The organism is Afipia sp. Root123D2 (genome assembly GCF_001425835.1).
GTDB lineage: Bacteria > Pseudomonadota > Alphaproteobacteria > Rhizobiales > Xanthobacteraceae > Afipia.
The window spans coordinates 653,967-672,524 of the sequence record NZ_LMDP01000002.1; the positions used below are offsets into that span (position 1 = coordinate 653,967).

An 18,558-nucleotide genomic window follows, 5' to 3' on the forward strand; every position below is an offset into this window, starting at 1 on the left:
TCGCTCAAGTGTAAGACGAGCGAGAACACTTCAGTTGCTAAGTCCCGGTCGTTTCGATTTTTACCAGGCAGGTCGCGCCGAATGGAACAAAGATATCTTACTGAGCTTGTCTCCGGCTTATCCGAGTAGTCCATTTGGGAAGTCATATGAAAAGGCATCACAGCACAACTCAAGACAAGGGTCGGCTCGCAACCCTGTTTGGTGAGGTGGCGAACTGGACTTCTCAAGAAGCCGGACGGGCATCCACCTTCATGATGGCTGCGGCGGTGGTGATCGTCTGGGCAATCTCAGGGCCAATTTTCCACTATTCTGATACGTGGCGGCTCGTGATCAATACAGGCACCACCATCGTCACCTTCTTGATGGTGTTCTTGATTCAAAACTCTCAGAATCGCGACAGCGCCGCGATCCAGGTTAAGTTGGATGAGCTGATACGTGTCAGTTCGGTGCAAAATTCATTCGTAGGTATCGAACACCTTACCGATGAAGAGCTGGCCGACATTCGAACCCGGTGTGAGATGCGCGCTAAGGCTGAAGAAGCGGGTGCCCGCTCGGTTAAAAGGGCGACAAAAAAAGCTGAGCTAGCTGGTGAGCAAGCTATCTAGTCCATTGGAGACCAATACCTTGGCGCAAAGGCAGATGATCTAACGAACAAAGGCGCCCCAGATCGCAGCTGGATCAACATGAGCGAAGATGAGGTTGGAAGTTCCGTCACGTCGGCACGCGATTAATTTGGAAGTAAGCCGTTTCTATCCGCGCTTGATCGCGAACTATTAAGCTAAAGCACATGAACTTATCTCACTCTTCCCCTCTGGTGATATTTGCCGAACAAGCTGGATTTCGAAACAACCGAGCATGACGATCTTCGCGGGGGCTCCGCGCCATGGAATTTCCAAGCAACTCAGCCTGCCTGGATGCGTCTTGATCGCGATCTTTCGTGTGACATCGTTATTGTAGGGGCAGGCATCACCGGTGCGATTGTCGCCGAGCGACTAACACGAATGAATCTCAACGTCTGTGTGGTGGACAGACAAAAACCTTCAATGGGAAGCACCGCCGCAAGCACGGCGATGTTGCAATGGGAGCTCGACAAGTCCCTGACCGATCTCACTGACCTTTACGGCTTTGAGCGCGCCGCTTCCATCTTTCATCGCAGTCTTGCGGCAGCAAATGGACTACAGGCACAGATCCGTGGCCTCGGCATCTCGTGTCAATTCCGTCCACGATCGAGCTTGTATCTTGCCGCGAACGAAATATCCGCCTCCGATCTGTTGGCTGAACATCGTATCCGCGAACGAGCAGGGTTGCCGGGAGTCTATCTTGATCATCGCACCTTAATGTCTGAATTCGGCATCGCCCGAGAAGCCGCCATTCTCTCGCCAGGCTCATCCGAGGCTGATCCCGTGATGCTAAACCGGGGCTTTCTCGATAGAGCCGTGGAGCGCGGAGCCCGCATCTTCGAGGGCACCGTTTCACTACGAAACCGGTAAGGAAGCGATCGCTGAAATGGAGAACGGCAAAATCGTCGCAGGCAAACATCTTGTGCTCGCGACCGGCTATGTCATGCCTGATTTTGTCCCTTCCGACCTGCACGAGGTAGCGTCGACTTGGGCAATAGCAACCGGCCCGCAACCGGATCGGCTTTGGCGCGATGGTGTTTTAATCTGGGAAGCCTCGGAACAGTATTCCTATCTTCGCACCACATGGGACGGCCGCATCATTATTGGCGGTGAAGACGACACCACAAACACCGCACCGGAAAAACGAGACGGCCTGATTCCTGAAAAAGCTGCCCACCTACTCGCTAAACTGAATGCATTATGGCCCCGGACTAATCCATCAGCACACTACGCCTGGGCCGGAGCATTCGGCAGATCCGTTGACGGCTTACCCTTGATCGGGACGGTTCCGGGCCGGCGAAGAACCCATGCAGCCTATGGATATGGCGGGAACGGCATCACATTCAGCTATATGGCTTCCCACATTCTAGCAGACATCACCAACGGTCGCCGGCGCGAGTGGTTCGACGATGTCGCACTTGATCGCTCAGGCCTTTAAGCTGAACGGTGCATAAGATGCGCTGCCAATGGCCATTTGGAGTACAATGTTTCCTTTCGAACGGTGGAACAGTCTTCGAAGTGCCAACTGCGGACCATCGGCATCATAAAGTGTTACTCTACACGGTCCTTCAGGACATCGCGCAGTCGCTTATTGTCGACGGAAGATTGCAGTTCCTCGATGTTGTAAGGAAGGCGCCGCCGCCAGTTGGGATGTTGATTGATGGTGCCGGGAATATTCGGCTGATCGAGAACACTCAGAAGATCCTCGATCGACACCGCCAGCAGACGGGAACCGGCACACGACAGGCAATCCAGCACCGGATAAATCGTCTGGTCGCTCATCGCCATCTCGCCGAGGGTGTGACGCAGCATCCCGACAGCCAACGCCCTCACCTCGGTCGTTTCGCCGGGATCGAGTCCGAGGCCCAATTTCAGCTCGATGTCATGCGCATTCATCCACCCCAGATAGGTCGGCAGATCGTGCGTGTTGAACGTCACCAGCGAATTCCGCGGATAGCTGTCGAGCGGATGAAACCCCGCCTCGTCTCGCTCGAACATCATGACGCGATATGACCAGATCGCCCGCTTCGCGAGCTTTTCGCGAAAGCCGGCCGGCACGGTGCCAAGATCTTCGCCGATGACAATACAGCGGTTCGCTTCGCTCTCGATCGCCGTCACCGCAAGCAATTCCTCCAGCGGCATCCGCACATAGACGCCGCGGTCCGCCGGATACCCGGCCGGAACGAGATAAAGCCGGTTGAGGCCGAGCACATGATCGAGCCGGATCGCGCCGGCATATTGCATCGACGCGCGCAGCATGTCGCGGAATGGCGCGAACATGGTGAGTTCGAGACCCGCCGAGTTGAACCCCGCCAGCCCCCAGTTCTGGCCGGCGGTGTTAAGCAGATCGGGCGGCGCTCCGACCGACAGATGGCGCGAAATCGCGTGCGGCTCATTCCATGCATCGAAACCGTCCGCTTTGACGCCGACCGCGATATCCAGATAAAGCCCGATCGGCAGTTTCAGGCTGTCGGCAAGCGCAGCGCAGCGGGTAAGTTGCTCGTGGGCGCACCATTGCATGAATTCGTAATATTCGATTTCGGCAGCATCCTCGCCCTGTCGCAGCGCTGCCAGCGCCACATCGTCCGGATGATTCCAGCCATCAGGCCATTCCCACCATGGCCCCTGATATTTTCGGCGCAAAACTTCAAAACTCGCAAACCGCGCAATCAGCGGTCGCCGCTCTCGGAAATCGTCGAAGCGCGCCTTCTCTTCGGCCGGGCCGCGTAAGCTGAAGGCCTGATAGGCCGCGCGCAAGGCCGTCATCTTGAGTCCGGCCACCGCGGCATAATCGATCAGTTCTGATTTCCGCGCCGCGGCGATCGCGCCTTCGTTGTCCGCGTAGAAACCCTCGAAAAAACCCGGCGCTTTCGTCACGTCAATATAAAGCGGATTGAGAAACAGCCGGCTGTTCGGCGAGTACGGGCTGCAATCGTCCGGACGGTCGTCGCACAGCACATGCAGGGGATTGAGCCCGATGCCGGCGGCGCCGGTATGCTTCGCCCATTCGATCAGCGTCGCGAGATCGCTGAAATCGCCAATACCCCAGTTTCGTTCGGACCTGACAGAATAGAGCTGCACGGCAAGCAGCCACACCCGGTCGAAATCGCCCGCGAACGCCTGTGCCGGCGCCGAAATCAGCGTGGTATTGCTCGCCTCCCCATCGCCGATCTCCAACCGGAACACGCCTGCCGGCGCGGGAGGAAGCTTGATGTGATCCTGCTGAAACACACCTGATCCGATCGCGATTCCGTGCGCGTCGATGATGGTCCATTCTTTTCCGGCAAGATCATTCCGGGAGAGCGAGACGCCATGCCCAGCATCCGCGATGATCGGCGGGAGCCGCAATGCCGTTGCCGGAGGTTGTGGCAGAGCTTGAAAAACAGCTCGAAGCAGCTCTTCGTCCGCAGTGTGTTGCTGTCCATGTCCATCGACAAGGCTCGTCTCTACACCACGCGATTTCGCCTGTTCAAACAAATCCATCGGGGTCCAATCGCAATCGGCACATAACTCAAGTTCAACCAGCAATTCCGGCATCCCGTGTTTGTTCCTTCTGGAACCATCCCTCTAACCGGCGGTTGGCTAAGGGACAGCAATCCTAATCGGAGTGCCATCGCGGTCCATCCCAGCCTTGGGGAGATGAATGTCGGTTTTGCCGTTCTTGAAAGCTTCGTCGCAACAAGATGGGTGGGGCGCCGTCGGCGGCACTTTCCATATTGAAAATATTTTTCCTCTGGTCGACGGCGGTCGCTTCCCGGTGAAGCGGATCGCCGGCGAAGCTATCGAGGTGTGGGCCGATATTTTCCGTGACGGGCACGATATTGTCCGGGCGGATTTGCTGTGGCGCAAGGAAAGCGACAAACAATGGGCGCGCGCCGCCATGATCCATTACAGCAACGACCGCTGGACGGGATCGTTTCAACCGGCCTCCCCGGGACAGTATGTCTACGCCATCGAAGCCTGGACGGACGAGTTCGCGTCATGGCGCCACGGAACAGAGCTGAAACAATCGGCCGGACAGGACATTTCGCTCGACGCGCTTGAAGGCGCAGCGATCGTCACCCGCGCGCAGCCGATGGAGCGCGATGTCGCTTCGATCCTGACGGCAGCGTGCGAGGCATTCCTGCAAACCGGGGATATTGCTCCGCTGCTCACCGACGAGATGGAAAAAGCGATGGCGCGCAGTCAGGCGCATCCGGATGCAACGCGATCGGCATCCTTTCCACTGACCATCGATCGAGCTAGGGCCCGGGCGGGCGCATGGTATGAAATGGTCCCGCGCAGCCAGGGCACCGTTCCAGGACAGCACGGCACGTTCCGGGATTGTATCGCGCGTTTACCCGACATAGCGGCGATGGGCTTCGACGTTCTTTATTTCACGCCGATCCATCCGATTGGGCAGACAAATCGAAAGGGTCGCAACAATGCACTGACCGCCGCGCTTGGCGATCCGGGAAGTCCCTATGCGATCGGCTCCCGCGAGGGCGGACATGACAGCATCCATCCCGAACTCGGAACCTTCGACGATTTCCGCGAACTGATGGTGGCTTGCGAGGCCGTCGGCCTCGAAATCGCGCTTGATATCGCCGTTCAATGTTCGCCGGATCATCCGTGGCTGACCCAGCATCCCAACTGGTTCAAGCGGCGTCCGGACGGCAGCATGCGGTACGCCGAAAACCCGCCGAAGAAATATGAAGACATCCACAATCCGGATTTCGGCTCCGAGGACGCACGTGGGCTGTGGAACGCGTTGCGCGACGTCATCGCGTTCTGGGTGGACCAGGGCGTGCGAATCTTTCGGGTCGACAATCCGCACACCAAACCGTTCCCGTTCTGGGAATGGCTGATCCGGGACATCCAGTCGCGCCACCCTGACGTCATTTTCCTCGCCGAAGCCTTCACCCGACCGAAGCTGATGAAGGGACTCGCCAAGCTGGGCTTCACCCAGTCCTACACCTATTTCACCTGGCGGACGCACAAGGCGGAGATCGAGGAATATCTCAGCGAAATCACCGGCTATCCCGAACGCGAATATTTCCGGCCGAACTTCTTCGTCAATACGCCAGACATCCTGCCGTTTCATCTGCAGAGCGGCGAGAGCTGGATGTTCAAATCCCGCTTCGCTCTGGCGGCGACGCTCTCGGGCACATACGGGATCTATAACGGATTCGAACTACTGGAGCACGATCCGATCCCCGGCAAGGAAGAATATCTGAACTCCGAGAAATACGAGATCAGGGTCCGCGACTGGGATAAGCCCGGGCACATCAAGCCCTATATCCGGCTAGTCAACATTGCGCGGCGGGCCAATCCCGCACTTCTGCAGACAAGTCAGTTGCAGTTCGTCCCGATCAGCGATCCCAATGTTATCGGCTTCACCAAGACGTCCCCGGACCGCACCAACACCGTCGCAGTCGCCATTGCGCTTTCGCGCGAGCCGCATGAATTCTGGCTGCCGCTCGATGGCGCCGATGTCGGGCCGGAGCGGAAACGGGTCGAGGCGCTTGAAAATCTTCTTACCGGAGAGCGGGTCGCAGTCGAGTGGGGAGGCGTCCATCTGCGGATTGACCCGGCGCGCGATCCCGCCCTGCTGTTTCGTTGTCTGGCATAGGTGCATCGATGAATGTGATGGCACCGATCAAGGAAACGGCTTCCACCGAGAGTGATGGGCTCTGGTACAAAGACGCCGTCATCTATCAGCTGCACGTCAAGGCATTTTCCGACAGCAACAATGATGGCATCGGTGATTTTGCCGGCCTGACGGAAAAGCTCGATTATTTGCAGGAACTCGGCGTCACGGTGCTGTGGCTGCTGCCGTTCTATCCGTCGCCGGGCCGTGACGACGGCTACGACATCGGCGACTACGGTGCGATCAATCCCGATTTCGGCACGATGAAGGAATTCCGCCGCTTCATCGCAGAAGCCAAGCGCCGCGGCCTGCGTGTCATCACCGAGCTCGTCATCAACCACACCTCCGACCAGCACAAATGGTTCATGCGCGCACGGCGCAGCCCAGCGGGATCCAGCGCGCGCAACTGGTATGTCTGGAGCGACAACGATCAGAAATATCAGGGCACGCGGATCATCTTCACCGATACGGAGAAATCGAACTGGACATGGGATCCGGAAGCCGGCGCGTTCTACTGGCACCGCTTCTTCGCCCACCAACCGGATTTGAACTTCGACAACCCGCGCGTGGTCAGCGCCGTGGTCCAGGTAATGAAGCGATGGATCGATGCCGGCGTCGACGGATTCCGTCTCGACGCGATTCCCTATCTTTGCGAGCGCGAAGGCACTAACAACGAGAACCTTCCCGAGACGCACAAGATCATCAGGCATCTGCGCGCCGAGCTGGATGCCTATGCCAGCGGCAAAGTGTTGCTGGCGGAAGCGAACCAGTGGCCCGAGGACGTGCAGGAATATTTCGGCCAGGGCGACGAATGCCACATGGCCTATCACTTCCCCCTGATGCCCCGGTTCTACATGGCGATCGCGCAGGAAGATCGTTTCCCGGTTACCGACATCCTGCGGCAGACGCCCGACATTCCGGCGAACTGCCAGTGGGCGCTGTTCCTGCGCAACCACGACGAGTTGACACTCGAAATGGTGACCGACGTCGAGCGCGACTATTTATGGTCGACCTACGCCAACGATCTGCGCGCGCGCATCAATGTCGGAATCCGGCGTCGCCTGGCGCCGCTGATGGACAATGACCGGCGAAAAATCGAACTGATGAATTCACTGCTGCTGTCGTTCCCGGGTACGCCGATCATCTACTACGGCGATGAGATCGGCATGGGCGACAATATCTATCTCGGCGACAGGAACGGCGTCCGCACCCCGATGCAATGGACGCCGGACCGCAACGGCGGCTTCTCCCGTGCCGATCCGGCACGGCTGTATGCGCCGCCGATCATGGATGCTGTCTACGGATATGAGTCGGTGAACGTCGAGGCGCAGTCGCGCAGCCTTGCATCGCTTCTGAGCTGGACCAAGCGGCTGATCTCGGTGCGCAAGACCAGCCTCGCTTTCGGCCGCGGCAGCATCACATTCATTCGCCCGTCGAACCGATCGGTGCTGGCGTATGTGCGCCAATACAACGACGAGACCGTGCTTTGCGTCGCCAACCTGTCGCGGTCCGCGCAGGCGACCGAGCTGGATCTGGCGCAATGGAAGGATCACGTCCCGCAGGAGATGCTGGGGCGGACCAGCTTCCCCGCGATCGGCGAACTCCCTTATCTGATCACGCTGGCGCCATACGGCTTCTACTGGTTCCGGCTTCACGAGAAAGCCGTTCATCCCGCGGATCAAGTTCCCCTGGTTCCGGAATTTGAAACGCTGGTGGTCCCGCAAGGGGCGACATGGATGAGCCTGGCGCGCACCCGAGCGATCTTCGAACGCGATGTGCTACCCGCCCATCTGGCGCGGAGCCGATGGTTTCCGCAGCACACGCCGAAAGCAATATCGGTCAAGGTCGCGGCGGCCGTCCCGTTTTCGGAAGAAGGATCGTCGCGGGCCTGGCTCGCTTTGCTGGAGGCTCAGCAGGATGACAGGATCGTCCGCTATGCCATGCCGGTCAGGATCGACTGGGTGCGGTTCGATCGCGAACGATACAACCCGAAGGCGCTGGCGGCTGTGCGGCAAAGCGCGCGCGAAGGCACCTTGTTCGACGTTACCTCCGACAAGGCGCTGATCGCCCTGATGCTCGACAACATCCGTCGCTCGCGAACCATTGAGGAGCAGGGCAAGACTCTCGAGTTCCGCTGCAGCCGCGCGCTCAGTGAGATGCCGGAAAATCCGGTCGAGATCGTGAAGGCGGTTGAGACCGAACAATCAAACAGCACCGCACTGGTCGACGAGAGCTACGTCGTGAAGCTGTACCGCAAGCTCGAACCCGGCATCAACCCGGAGGTCGAGATGGGACGGTTTCTGACCGAGACCGCGGGCTTCGCCCATACACCGGCATTTCTCGGCAGCATCGAGCTGGTCGAGGATGAGGGACGCAGCGCGGTCGCGATCGTTCACCGCTTCGTTTCCAACCAGGGCGACGCCTGGACCGTTTCAGGCAACTATCTCGATCGCTATGTGGAGAACCGCCGTCTTCTCAGCGGCAACGAGGCCACAGCGGAAAGCGAGGAACTCGACGCTTATCTTCGCTACATGATCCAGACCGGAAAACGTGTCGCAGAGATGCAGCTTGCGCTGGCGTCCAGCGACGACATCGACGATTTTCGTCCCGAAAAAACTACCGCCGACGATATCCGGGTCTGGATCGCGAACATCGTCGATCGCGCCGATCGAGTGTTCAACAGGCTGCAGCAGCACAGCCGGACTGCGCGGGAGGCCGATCAGGCGCTGATAGCGAAGCTGCTGCAACATCGCGATGCGATCAGGCCGCTCTTGGAGTCGCTGCTGTTGAACGATATCTCCGGCTACAACATCCGCCATCACGGCGACCTGCATCTCGGCCAGTTGCTGATCGCCAAAGATGACATTTTCATCATCGACTTCGAAGGCGAACCGCGCCGCAGTCTCGCCGAGCGCCGGCAGAAGGCGCCGGCGGCGCGCGACATCGCCGGCCTGCTCCGCTCGATCGATTATTCGACCAGTGCCGCGGCCGAACGTGCCCGGGAGGTTTCGCCGGACGAGACCGGCCAACTGACGCCCTACCTCGAAACCTGGGGCAACAGCGCGGTGACCGCCCTGCTCGCGTCGTACGACGAGGCGATGGCCGGCTCCCGCTTTTGGCCCGAGGATCCCAAGGCGCGCGAGCGGATTCTTCATTTCTTCCTGCTCGAGAAAGTCTTCTACGAGATCGAATACGAACTCGCGCACCGGCCCGACTGGCTGCGGGTCCCCTTGAGCGGCGCGTTGCGCGTTCTCTCGTCTCACGATGAGGAAGTCGAATGACATTGTCCGCGGAAGCCTATGCCATCATCGAGGCCCGTCATTCGGACCCGTTCCATTATCTCGGCCCGCACTTCGAGGGCGATCGTGCCATCGTGCGCGCTTTCATGCCGCAGGCAACGCGGGTCGAAGCGATAGGCGAAAACGGGCAATCCGCCGAACTCGAGCAGATTCATGAGGCTGGCCTGTTCGTCGGTCCCCTTCCCCGCCTGGCAACCGCCTATCGCCTGCGCGCCAGCTTTGGAGACAACGTGGTCGAACTCTATGATCCTTATGCTTTCCCTCCGATCCTGAGCGACTTCGATCTCTATCTGCTCGGCGAAGGCACCCATCAGCGCCTCTACGACAAGCTTGGCGCGCATCCGATGACGATCGAGGGTGTGCCGGGCTGCGCGTTCGTCGTTCTTGCACCGAATGCGCGCCGCGTCAGCGTGGTCGGTGATTTCAACGGCTGGGACGCGCGGCGTCACGCGATGCGCGTGCGACCGAACGGCTATTGGGAAATCTTCATTCCCCACGTCGGCCCGGGAGACCATTACAAGTTCGACGTGACCGGCCCCCACGGTGAAAGCCTGCCGCTCAAGTCGGACCCGCTGGCGTTCGCCGCCGAAGTCCGGCCGAAGACGGCGTCGATCGTGCTCGATGAAACCAGGATTCCCCGGCCGGTCGCGCTGTCCGAACCGGTCAACGCCGTGTCCGCGCCGATGTCGATCTACGAAGTCCATCTGGGATCGTGGCGGCGCAAGGGCGACAATCAATGGCTGACCTATCGCGAACTGGCGGAGACGTTGCCGGCTTACGCGAAGGACCTCGGCTTCACCCATGTCGAATTCCTGCCGGTCAGCGAACACCCGTTCGACGGCTCATGGGGCTATCAGCCGACAGGGTTGTACGCGCCCACCAGCCGGTTCGGGACGCCGGAGGATTTCGCCTCGCTGGTCGATGCCTGCCATCGCGAAGGTCTCGCGGTGCTGCTCGACTGGGTGCCGGGGCATTTTCCCGACGATCCCCATGGGCTCGCATCGTTCGACGGCACCGCCTTTTACGAGCATGCCAATCCGCTTCAGGGCCGGCATCTCGACTGGGGCACGCTGATCTACAATTTCGGACGCACCGAGGTCGCCAACTTTCTAGTCTCGAACGCGCTGTTCTGGCTCGAACGCTACGGTGTTGACGGCTTGCGCGTCGATGCCGTTGCCTCGATGCTCTATCTGGACTACAGCCGCCCGCCGGGCGAATGGATTCCGAACAAGTATGGCGGCCGCGAGAACCTCGAGGCCATTGGGTTTATCCGACGCTTCAACAGCGAGGTATTCGGCAAGTTTCCGAATGCGACCACGGCCGCGGAAGAGTCCACCTCCTGGCCCCAGGTCTCGCGCCCGATCGAGTTTGGCGGGCTTGGTTTCGGCTACAAATGGAACATGGGCTGGATGCACGATACGCTGAACTACATCAGCAAGGACCCGATCCATCGCAAATATCACCACGACCAGATCCTGTTCGGCCTTCACTACGCATTTTCCGAAAACTTTATCCTGCCGCTTTCCCACGACGAAGTCGTTCACGGCAAGCGGTCAATCCTCGGCCGGATGCCGGGCGACGAATGGCAACGGTTTGCGAATTTACGCGCGTATTATTCATTCATGTTCAGCCATCCCGGCAAGAAGCTGATGTTCATGGGCTGCGAATTCGGCCAGGAGCGCGAATGGAGCCACGACCACTCCCTCGACTGGCATCTGCTCGAACAACCGAAACATCTCGGCATTCAGAACCTTGTCCGTGATCTCAACGCGATGTACCGGACGCTGCCCGCGTTGCACGAACTCGACTGTGACCCCGCCGGGTTCGAATGGATCGTCGCCAATGATGCAGGTGCGAACGTCTACATCTGGATCCGCAAGGGAAACGCGCCGCGCGACCGTTGCCTTGTGCTCGCCAACTTCGCCCCGAACATCTATCATGAGTACCGCGTCAAGGTGCCGTTTCCCGGCAAATGGCGTGAGGTGTTCAATTCGGACTCCGCGCATTACGGCGGAAGCAATGTCGGAAACGCCGGGGCAGTAGAGACACTGGAAGGATTGATACCGCATTTGAACCTGACGATTCCTCCTCTTGCAGTCATATTTCTGGTTCCGGAATAACGCATGCGACTTTCAGCTGGGACAAACCATCGCCTCGGCTCGGTCTGGGACGGTCGGGGAACCAACTTTGCGCTGTTTTCCGCGAATGCGGAAAAGGTCGAGTTGTGCCTGTTCGACAGTCAGGGGCGCCGCGAGGTCGAACGTGTCCAATTGCCGGAGCGAACGGAGGATGTCTGGCACGGCTATCTCAACGACGTCTCCCCCGGCCAGATCTACGGCTATCGCGTCCATGGCCCCTACGATCCGGAGCAGGGTCATCGCTTCAATTCGCACAAGCTGCTGCTCGATCCCTATGCCAAGCGTCTGGCCGGTCGCCTGGTCTGGAGCGACGCGCATTTCGGCTATCGGACGGGAAGCGTGCGGGAAGACCTGTCGTTCGACCGACGCGACAACGCACGCGGCATGATCAAGGCTGTGGTGGTCGACGAGACTTTCAATTGGGGACGCCGCGAGACGCGCCCCAACGTGGCCTGGGAAGACACGATTATCTATGAGGCTCATGTCAAAGGACTGACCCAGACACGGCAGGACGTTTCACCGGCCTTGCGTGGAACGTTCCGGGGGCTGTCTTCGCCGGCGATGATCGATCACCTCCAGAAACTCGGCGTAACGACGTTAGAGTTGTTGCCGATCCACGGCTTCATCGACGACCGTCATCTCGTCGAGCGCAAGCTGTCGAACTACTGGGGTTACAATTCGATCGCGTTCTTCGCTCCCGAAAACCGCTACGCTCCGGAAGGCGCGCTCGATTCGTTTCGCATGACTGTCGCACGCCTTCATGACGCCGGGATCGAGGTTCTGCTCGATGTCGTGTTCAATCACACTGCCGAAGGCAATCATCTGGGGCCGACGCTGTCGTTCCGCGGCATCGACAACAAATCCTACTACTGGCTGATGCCCGACGAGCCGCGCTATTACGACGACTTCACCGGTTGCGGAAATTCGCTGAACCTCACACATCCGCGCGTTCTCCAGATGGTGATGGACTCGCTGCGCTACTGGGTCGAGGTCTGTCACGTCGACGGCTTCCGGTTCGATCTCGCCAGCACGCTCGCGCGCGGGCCCAACGGCTTCGACCGCGGCAGCTCCTTCTTCACGGCGGTGCGGCAGGATCCGGTTCTGGCGTCGACAAAGATGGTCGCAGAACCGTGGGATGTCGGGCTCGGCGGTTATCAGGTCGGCGGATTTCCGTCGCAATGGTCGGAGTGGAACGACCGCTATCGAAGCACGCTGCGCCGCTACTGGTCGGGCGAAGGCAACCTGATCGGCGACGTCGGCGCGCGCATGACGGGATCGTCCGACCTCTTCAATCACGACGGCAGGACGCCGCGCGCCAGCATCAACCACATCACGGTCCATGACGGCTTCACGCTGATGGACCTGTTCAGCTACAACGAAAAACACAACGAGGCGAACGGCGAGGACAATCGCGACGGCTCGTCCGAAAACCACAGCAACAATTGCGGCGAAGAAGGCCCCACCGACGACGAAGGCATCAACACACTGCGGAGGCTGCTTCGCAAGAACCAGCTTGCCTGCTTACTTCTGGCCCAAGGCATCCCGCTGATCCTTGCCGGCGATGAAGTCGGCAACACGCAGAACGGCAACAACAACGCCTACTGCCAGGATAACGAGATCGGGTGGATCGGCTGGGACAATCTGGGTAAGCAGCCGGACGACATGACAGACTTCATTGGCGGGCTGGTCTCACTGCGCAACCGCTTTCCCCAGATCAAATCGCGCCGCTGGGTCGACGGCAAACGCGCCGACGGCTCATACGGCGTGCTATGGCTGACGCCGGAAGCCGAAGAGATGACGGAAGAGGACTGGAATTTTCACGAAGGACGATTCCTGTCTTTTGCGCTGGGGCCGCTTGCGCACGGCGAGGCGCCGCTGCTGATCGTTCTCAACGCCTCTCCCGAAACCATCGCGTTCACGCTTCCGACATTCCCGGAGTGCAGACACTGGACCTGCGAACTCGACACGACGAAAGATGTCCCGACAAAGATGATCGTTGAATCCGGCAAGCCGGCGGAAGCTCCGCCGCAGTCGGTTCTTGCATTTGCGGGGGTGGCATGAGCGATGACCGGTTTGGCGCGACGCCGGAAAAGAACGGCGTCACCTTTCGGCTGTGGGCGCCCGGTGCCGCGCGCGTCGACGTGATGCTCGACATGCCGCACGCGATGCGCGCCACCGGCGATGGATGGTTTTCGATCCATGTTCCCGGCGCGGGCGCCGGTTCGCGCTATCGATTCCGGATCGACGGCGATCTGCAAGTGCCGGATCCGGCCTCACAGTTTCAGCCGGAAGACATTTCCGGGCCCAGCGAAGTGCTCGATCACCACGCCTACCGCTGGCGCGCGAACGACTGGCGCGGACGGCCGTGGGAAGAAGCTATCTTCCTCGAAGCCCATGTCGGAACGTTCACCGCAACCGGCACCTATCGGGCGATGATCGACCGGCTCGACCATCTCGCCGCGACCGGCATCACCGCGCTGGAGCTGATGCCGTTGGCGGATTTTCCGGGGCGTCGCAACTGGGGGTATGACGGCGTGCTGTGGTATGCGCCCGACAGTTCCTATGGCCGTCCCGACGAGTTGAAGGCCCTGATCGACGAGGCCCATCTGCGCGGCATGATGGTTTTCTTGGATGTCGTCTACAATCACTTCGGGCCGGAAGGAAACTATCTCGGCCGCTACGCGCCGGCATTCTTTTCTCCGTCGCACACGCCGTGGGGCAACGCGATCGACTATCGCGTACCGCAGGTGCGCCAGTTCGCCATCGACAACGCGCTGTACTGGCTGCGAGACTACCGCTTCGACGGCCTGCGCCTCGACGCCGTGCAGGCCATCGTCGAGGTCGGCGAGCCGCCCTTGCTGAATGAACTCAGCCGTCAGGCCGGCCTGCTGGCCGAAGCGACCGGGCGCACGATTCATCTGGTCGTCGAGAACGATGACAATCGCGCCGGCCTGCTCGATCCGGAAACCGACCCGCCGCACGGCCGCTATCGCGCGCAGTGGAACGACGACTATCATCACGCCTGGCACGTCCTCCTGACCGGCGAGACCGGCGACTATTATCGCGACTATCCCGAGCCGCAACGCGATATTGCCCGCGCACTGGGATCAGGCTTCGCCTATCAGGGCGAGGCCTCCGCCCATCGCGGTGGCAAGCTGCGCGGCGAGGCGAGCGGCAATCTGCCCCCCACGGCGTTCGTCAGCTTCCTGCAAAATCACGACCAGATCGGCAACCGCGCGCTGGGCGACCGGCTTGAGGCGATAGCGAAGCCGGCCGCGATCGAGGCAGCGCTCGCGATCACATTGCTCGCGCCGATGCCGCCGATGCTGTTCATGGGCGAGGAATGGGGATCGCAAACACCGTTCCCGTTCTTCTGCGACTTCAAGGGCGATCTCGCGAATGCGGTCCGTCAGGGCCGCCGCCGCGAATTCCAGTCGGCTTACGAAAAATACGGCAACGAGATTCCCGATCCGCTGAATGACTCGACGTTCCAGTTGGCCCATCTCGACTGGAACGAGGCCGAGTCCGCGCCCGGGCGCAAACGCCTGAAGCTGGTGCGCGATCTGCTCACAATCCGCAGGGAGCGGATCGTGCCGTGCCTTGCCGCGATCCGTTTCGGCGAAGCGCATGCGACCGGCGACGGCGGTCTGGCTGCGCGCTGGATCATCAGCGACGGCCGCTCACTCAAGCTCGCCGCGAATTTGTCAGCGCGCGCGCTGCCCGCGCCCGCATCCGCGCCGTCCGATCAACCGGTCTGGGGCCAGACGCCGAACGGCACGATGCCGCCGTGGTCGGTGGTGTGGACGTTGGGAGGGCCGTAATGCCCCCGGCCATTCCATTGGCGACCTATCGCCTGCAGCTGACGGCCGATTTCAATTTCGCACAGGCGGCGGCGATCGCGCCTTATCTCAAGAAGCTCGGCATCACTCATGTCTACGCCTCGCCGTTTCTCAAGGCCCGGCACGGCAGCACCCACGGCTACGACATCGTCGATCACAATGTCCTCAATCCCGAACTCGGCGGCGACGAGGGGTTCGAACAACTCAGCGCGGCGCTGAAACGGGAGGATCTCGGTCTCATTCTCGATTTCGTGCCGAACCACATGGGCGTGCATTTCGCCGACAATCCGTGGTGGCTCGATGTGCTCGAATGGGGCCCGTCTTCACCCTGCTCTGCCTCGTTTGATATCGACTGGGACTTGCTGCCCTTCCGCACCCGCGGCGGAATCCTGCTGCCGATCCTCGGCGCTTCCTACGGCGACGCGCTGGAGCGCGGCAACATCGAAATTCGCTACGACGCCGCGCAAGGCAGCTTCGCCGCTTGGTATTTCGAGCATCGGCTGCCGATCGCGCCGGAACGCTATAGCGAGATGCTACGCGTCATCGTCGGCGAGGCCGGCGCGCAGGACACTCCGTCCGGAAAACAGATTCTCGATCTGGCTTCGCGGTACAAGGGGCTCAGGCATCCCAACCGCACGGAAGCGCCGGCCTTCAAGGCGGCGCTGGCGCAACTGCCCGGCGCGCCGGACATCATCTCGCGCGGTCTTGAGGCCTATCGCGCCGGCGCGGACCGGCCGGCGCAGACGTCGACGCTGCACCATCTGCTTGAACGCCAGCACTACAGGCTGGCGCACTGGCGGCTGGCGACCAGCGAGATCAACTATCGCCGGTTCTTCGACGTCAACAGCCTCGCCGGGCTTCGCGTCGAGGATGCTCCGACGTTCGAACGTATCCACCGGCTGGTCCGTCAGCTGATCGCCGACAACAAGATTCAAGGCCTCCGCCTCGATCACATTGACGGTCTCCGCGATCCCGCGCAGTACTGCCGGCGCCTGCAGCGGCTCATTCGCGACGCACGCGGGCCGTCGCGCGAGCCGTTCTATCTGCTGATCGAGAAAATCCTCGGCGAAGGCGAGAAATTGCCGAAACTGCCCGGCGTCCACGGCACCACCGGCTATGAGTGGCTTAACGTCATCAGCCGCGTGCTGCTCGACGGCAGCGGGCTCGACGCCCTCGACGAGACGTTTCGTCAGGCCAGCAACATCGCGCCGGACTTCACGCCGGTTCTGCTGGCATCAAAACGCCGCGTGCTCGACACGCTGCTCGCAAGCGAGTTCACGGTCTTGACGCGGCTGCTCGCGCGGATCGCGAACGGACATTATTCCACGCGCGATTTTTCCGCCGACAGCCTGCGGCAGGTGTTTGAGCTCTACGTCCTGCACTTTCCGGTTTACCGCACCTACATCGCGGCGGCCGGACCATCACCGACCGACCGCGATCTGATTGCAGCGACGATTGACCGCGCCCGCGCCGAATGGTTCGGCGCCGATGAAGGCATTTTCGATTTCCTGCGCAGCGTACTGACCATGGATTTGGCCAACGCGAAGGGCTCCGCCACCGGCAAGCCGCGGATCCGGCGTTTCGCACTCAAGGTGCAGCAGTTCACCGGACCGCTGATGGCGAAGTCGCTGGAGGACACCGCGTTCTATCGCTATCCCAGAGTGCTCGCGCTGAACGAGGTCGGCGGCGATCCGGCGGCCGACGCCCTGCAACCCGACGCTTTCCACGCGCTGATGCGCCAGCGTGTCGTTTCGTCGCCGCACGGGCTGACGGCTACCGCGACCCACGATACCAAGCGCGGCGAGGACGCCCGCGCACGGCTGCTGGCGCTTTCCGAACTGGCCGGCGAATGGACCGCCTGTGTCGGACGGTGGAAGGCGATCAACGCGAAACACATCGAGACCCGCAACGACATGCGCAGCCCGTCGCCGGCGTTCGAATATCTGCTCTACCAGAGCCTGGTGGGCGCATGGCCGCTCGCCCCCGATCCGACGTTCGGCGATCGCATGAAGGCCTACGCTATCAAGGCCGCTCGCGAAGCCAAGCGCGAGACGAGCTGGCTCAACCCCAATGAACCTTACGAAAAAGGCCTGACGGATTTTATCGATCGCATCCTCGATCCGTCCAATTCCGACTTTCTCCAATCGATCAGCGTCCTCGTGCGCCAGCTCTCCCTGCTAGGCGCGCTGAACGCGCTGAGCCAGATCACGCTGAAGGCAACAATGCCCGGCGTTCCTGATTTCTATCAGGGAACCGAGTTCTGGGATTTCTCGTTGGTCGATCCCGACAACCGCCGTGCCCTCGACTTTGCCGAAAGGCGTGAGGCGCTCGAGGCGCTCAGCGCACCCGACTGGCAAGATTTGACCGACAACTGGGCTAACGGCAGGCTCAAACTGGCATGGACCGCCAAGCTGCTCGATACGCGACGCAACCTCGACGGAGTTTTCCGCTTTGGAAGCTATCGCCCCATCGAAGTTCAAGGCCCAGCCCGTGAGCACGTACTAGCGTATGCACGAGAATACAGGGGCGAAGCGGCGATCGTTGCTGTCGGCAGGCGGTTTGCTCGTTTGACGGACCGGGGACAGCATTGGCCATTGAATGTCTTCGACGGCGCGTTGGATGCGTCGGGCTTTGAGATTCAAATGCCGTCCGGCGAAAAAATGAGCAGCGCGCTTTCGCTGGCAACAATCTTTCCGCACGTGCCGGCGGCCGTTCTGCCGGCCAGAAAATCAGGAAGCCAGCGGTAAAACCAAGTCCGCCTGCTGAAACGAAAGGCCGTCCGGGATCAAAGCCGGACGGCCTGGCGGATATCGTGCCGACTCAAAGTTCGGTTCCCTACCCCCGCCGCAAAAAGCTAGATTCAGGTCGCTTGCAGATGCAAGTATCAACCGAGTGAAAACAGGAACCTTTTGCACAGCTTTGAATTGACGCGCGGCAGTACCACTACGGTTGACAATGACAGACCAGGGAGCATCTCTGACCGGCGCGAAGAACTTGCTTAGTCTGCTGAGCTGCCCCACGTGCGGCTTACAG

10 protein-coding genes are annotated in these 18,558 nt (G+C 60.6%); 9 read left to right on the forward strand and 1 reads right to left on the reverse strand.

Annotation, left to right across the window (positions count from 1 at the left end):
* Positions 1-146: 146 nt before the first annotated feature.
* From ASC80_RS12250 to ASC80_RS24635, 3 genes are all read left to right on the forward strand, one after another.
* A complete protein-coding gene (locus tag ASC80_RS12250) occupies positions 147-605 on the forward strand; it encodes a low affinity iron permease family protein (RefSeq protein ID WP_056297290.1) in 459 nt (152 codons plus the stop codon).
* Positions 606-821: 216 nt separating this feature from the next.
* The gene (locus ASC80_RS24630; protein ID WP_349509657.1) at positions 822-1,490 is read left to right on the forward strand and encodes an NAD(P)/FAD-dependent oxidoreductase; all 669 of its coding nucleotides are present in this window, start codon (positions 822-824) and stop codon (positions 1,488-1,490) included.
* 16 nt (positions 1,491-1,506) lie between these two features.
* Complete coding sequence (locus tag ASC80_RS24635) at positions 1,507-2,058, forward strand: NAD(P)/FAD-dependent oxidoreductase (RefSeq protein WP_349509658.1); 552 nt, start codon at positions 1,507-1,509, stop codon at positions 2,056-2,058.
* Positions 2,059-2,171: 113 nt separating this feature from the next.
* On the opposite strand, the gene malQ is transcribed toward ASC80_RS24635, so the two are convergent.
* Positions 2,172-3,968, reverse strand: coding sequence for a 4-alpha-glucanotransferase (gene malQ, locus ASC80_RS12260; RefSeq protein ID WP_349509659.1), 1,797 nt, complete (start codon positions 3,966-3,968; stop codon positions 2,172-2,174).
* Between the two features lie 295 nt (positions 3,969-4,263).
* Between malQ and ASC80_RS12265 the strand changes: the two genes are divergently transcribed.
* The 6 genes from ASC80_RS12265 to treY are packed head-to-tail and all read left to right on the forward strand — an operon-like array spanning position 4,264 to position 18,272.
* Entirely contained in the window at positions 4,264-6,231 is a 1,968-nt protein-coding gene (locus ASC80_RS12265) for an alpha-1,4-glucan--maltose-1-phosphate maltosyltransferase (protein ID WP_056297297.1), read from the forward strand.
* An 8-nt stretch (positions 6,232-6,239) separates the two neighbouring features.
* A complete protein-coding gene (gene treS, locus ASC80_RS12270) occupies positions 6,240-9,530 on the forward strand; it encodes a maltose alpha-D-glucosyltransferase (protein ID WP_056297299.1) in 3,291 nt (1,096 codons plus the stop codon).
* Positions 9,527-11,668, forward strand: a complete 2,142-nt coding sequence (glgB, locus tag ASC80_RS12275) for a 1,4-alpha-glucan branching protein GlgB (RefSeq protein ID WP_056297302.1) — start codon at positions 9,527-9,529, stop codon at positions 11,666-11,668. Before treS ends, glgB begins: the two co-directional genes overlap by 4 nt.
* Positions 11,669-11,671: 3 nt before the next feature.
* Entirely contained in the window at positions 11,672-13,747 is a 2,076-nt protein-coding gene (gene glgX / locus ASC80_RS12280; RefSeq protein ID WP_056297303.1) for a glycogen debranching protein GlgX, read from the forward strand.
* Positions 13,744-15,507 (forward strand): malto-oligosyltrehalose trehalohydrolase, encoded by a 1,764-nt coding sequence (gene treZ, locus ASC80_RS12285; RefSeq protein WP_056297306.1) that lies wholly within the window; start codon positions 13,744-13,746, stop codon positions 15,505-15,507. The genes glgX and treZ overlap by 4 nt, the downstream gene beginning before the upstream one ends.
* On the forward strand, positions 15,507-18,272 hold the full coding sequence (treY, locus tag ASC80_RS12290; RefSeq protein ID WP_056297310.1) for a malto-oligosyltrehalose synthase: 2,766 nt from the start codon (positions 15,507-15,509) through the stop codon (positions 18,270-18,272). Before treZ ends, treY begins: the two co-directional genes overlap by 1 nt.
* Positions 18,273-18,558 lie beyond the last annotated feature (286 nt).

Excerpts from the sequence above, each read along its gene's own strand:
- ASC80_RS12250 (WP_056297290.1), top strand. The coding sequence starts at position 147 with ATGAAAAGGCATCACAGCACAACTCAAGACAAGGGTCGGCTCGCAACC.
- ASC80_RS24635 (WP_349509658.1), top strand. The coding sequence starts at position 1,507 with ATGGAGAACGGCAAAATCGTCGCAGGCAAACATCTTGTGCTCGCGACC.
- ASC80_RS12265 (WP_056297297.1), top strand. The coding sequence starts at position 4,264 with ATGTCGGTTTTGCCGTTCTTGAAAGCTTCGTCGCAACAAGATGGGTGG.
- treS (WP_056297299.1), top strand. The coding sequence starts at position 6,240 with ATGAATGTGATGGCACCGATCAAGGAAACGGCTTCCACCGAGAGTGAT.
- glgB (WP_056297302.1), top strand. The coding sequence starts at position 9,527 with ATGACATTGTCCGCGGAAGCCTATGCCATCATCGAGGCCCGTCATTCG.
- glgX (WP_056297303.1), top strand. The coding sequence starts at position 11,672 with ATGCGACTTTCAGCTGGGACAAACCATCGCCTCGGCTCGGTCTGGGAC.
- treZ (WP_056297306.1), top strand. The coding sequence starts at position 13,744 with ATGAGCGATGACCGGTTTGGCGCGACGCCGGAAAAGAACGGCGTCACC.
- treY (WP_056297310.1), top strand. The coding sequence starts at position 15,507 with ATGCCCCCGGCCATTCCATTGGCGACCTATCGCCTGCAGCTGACGGCC.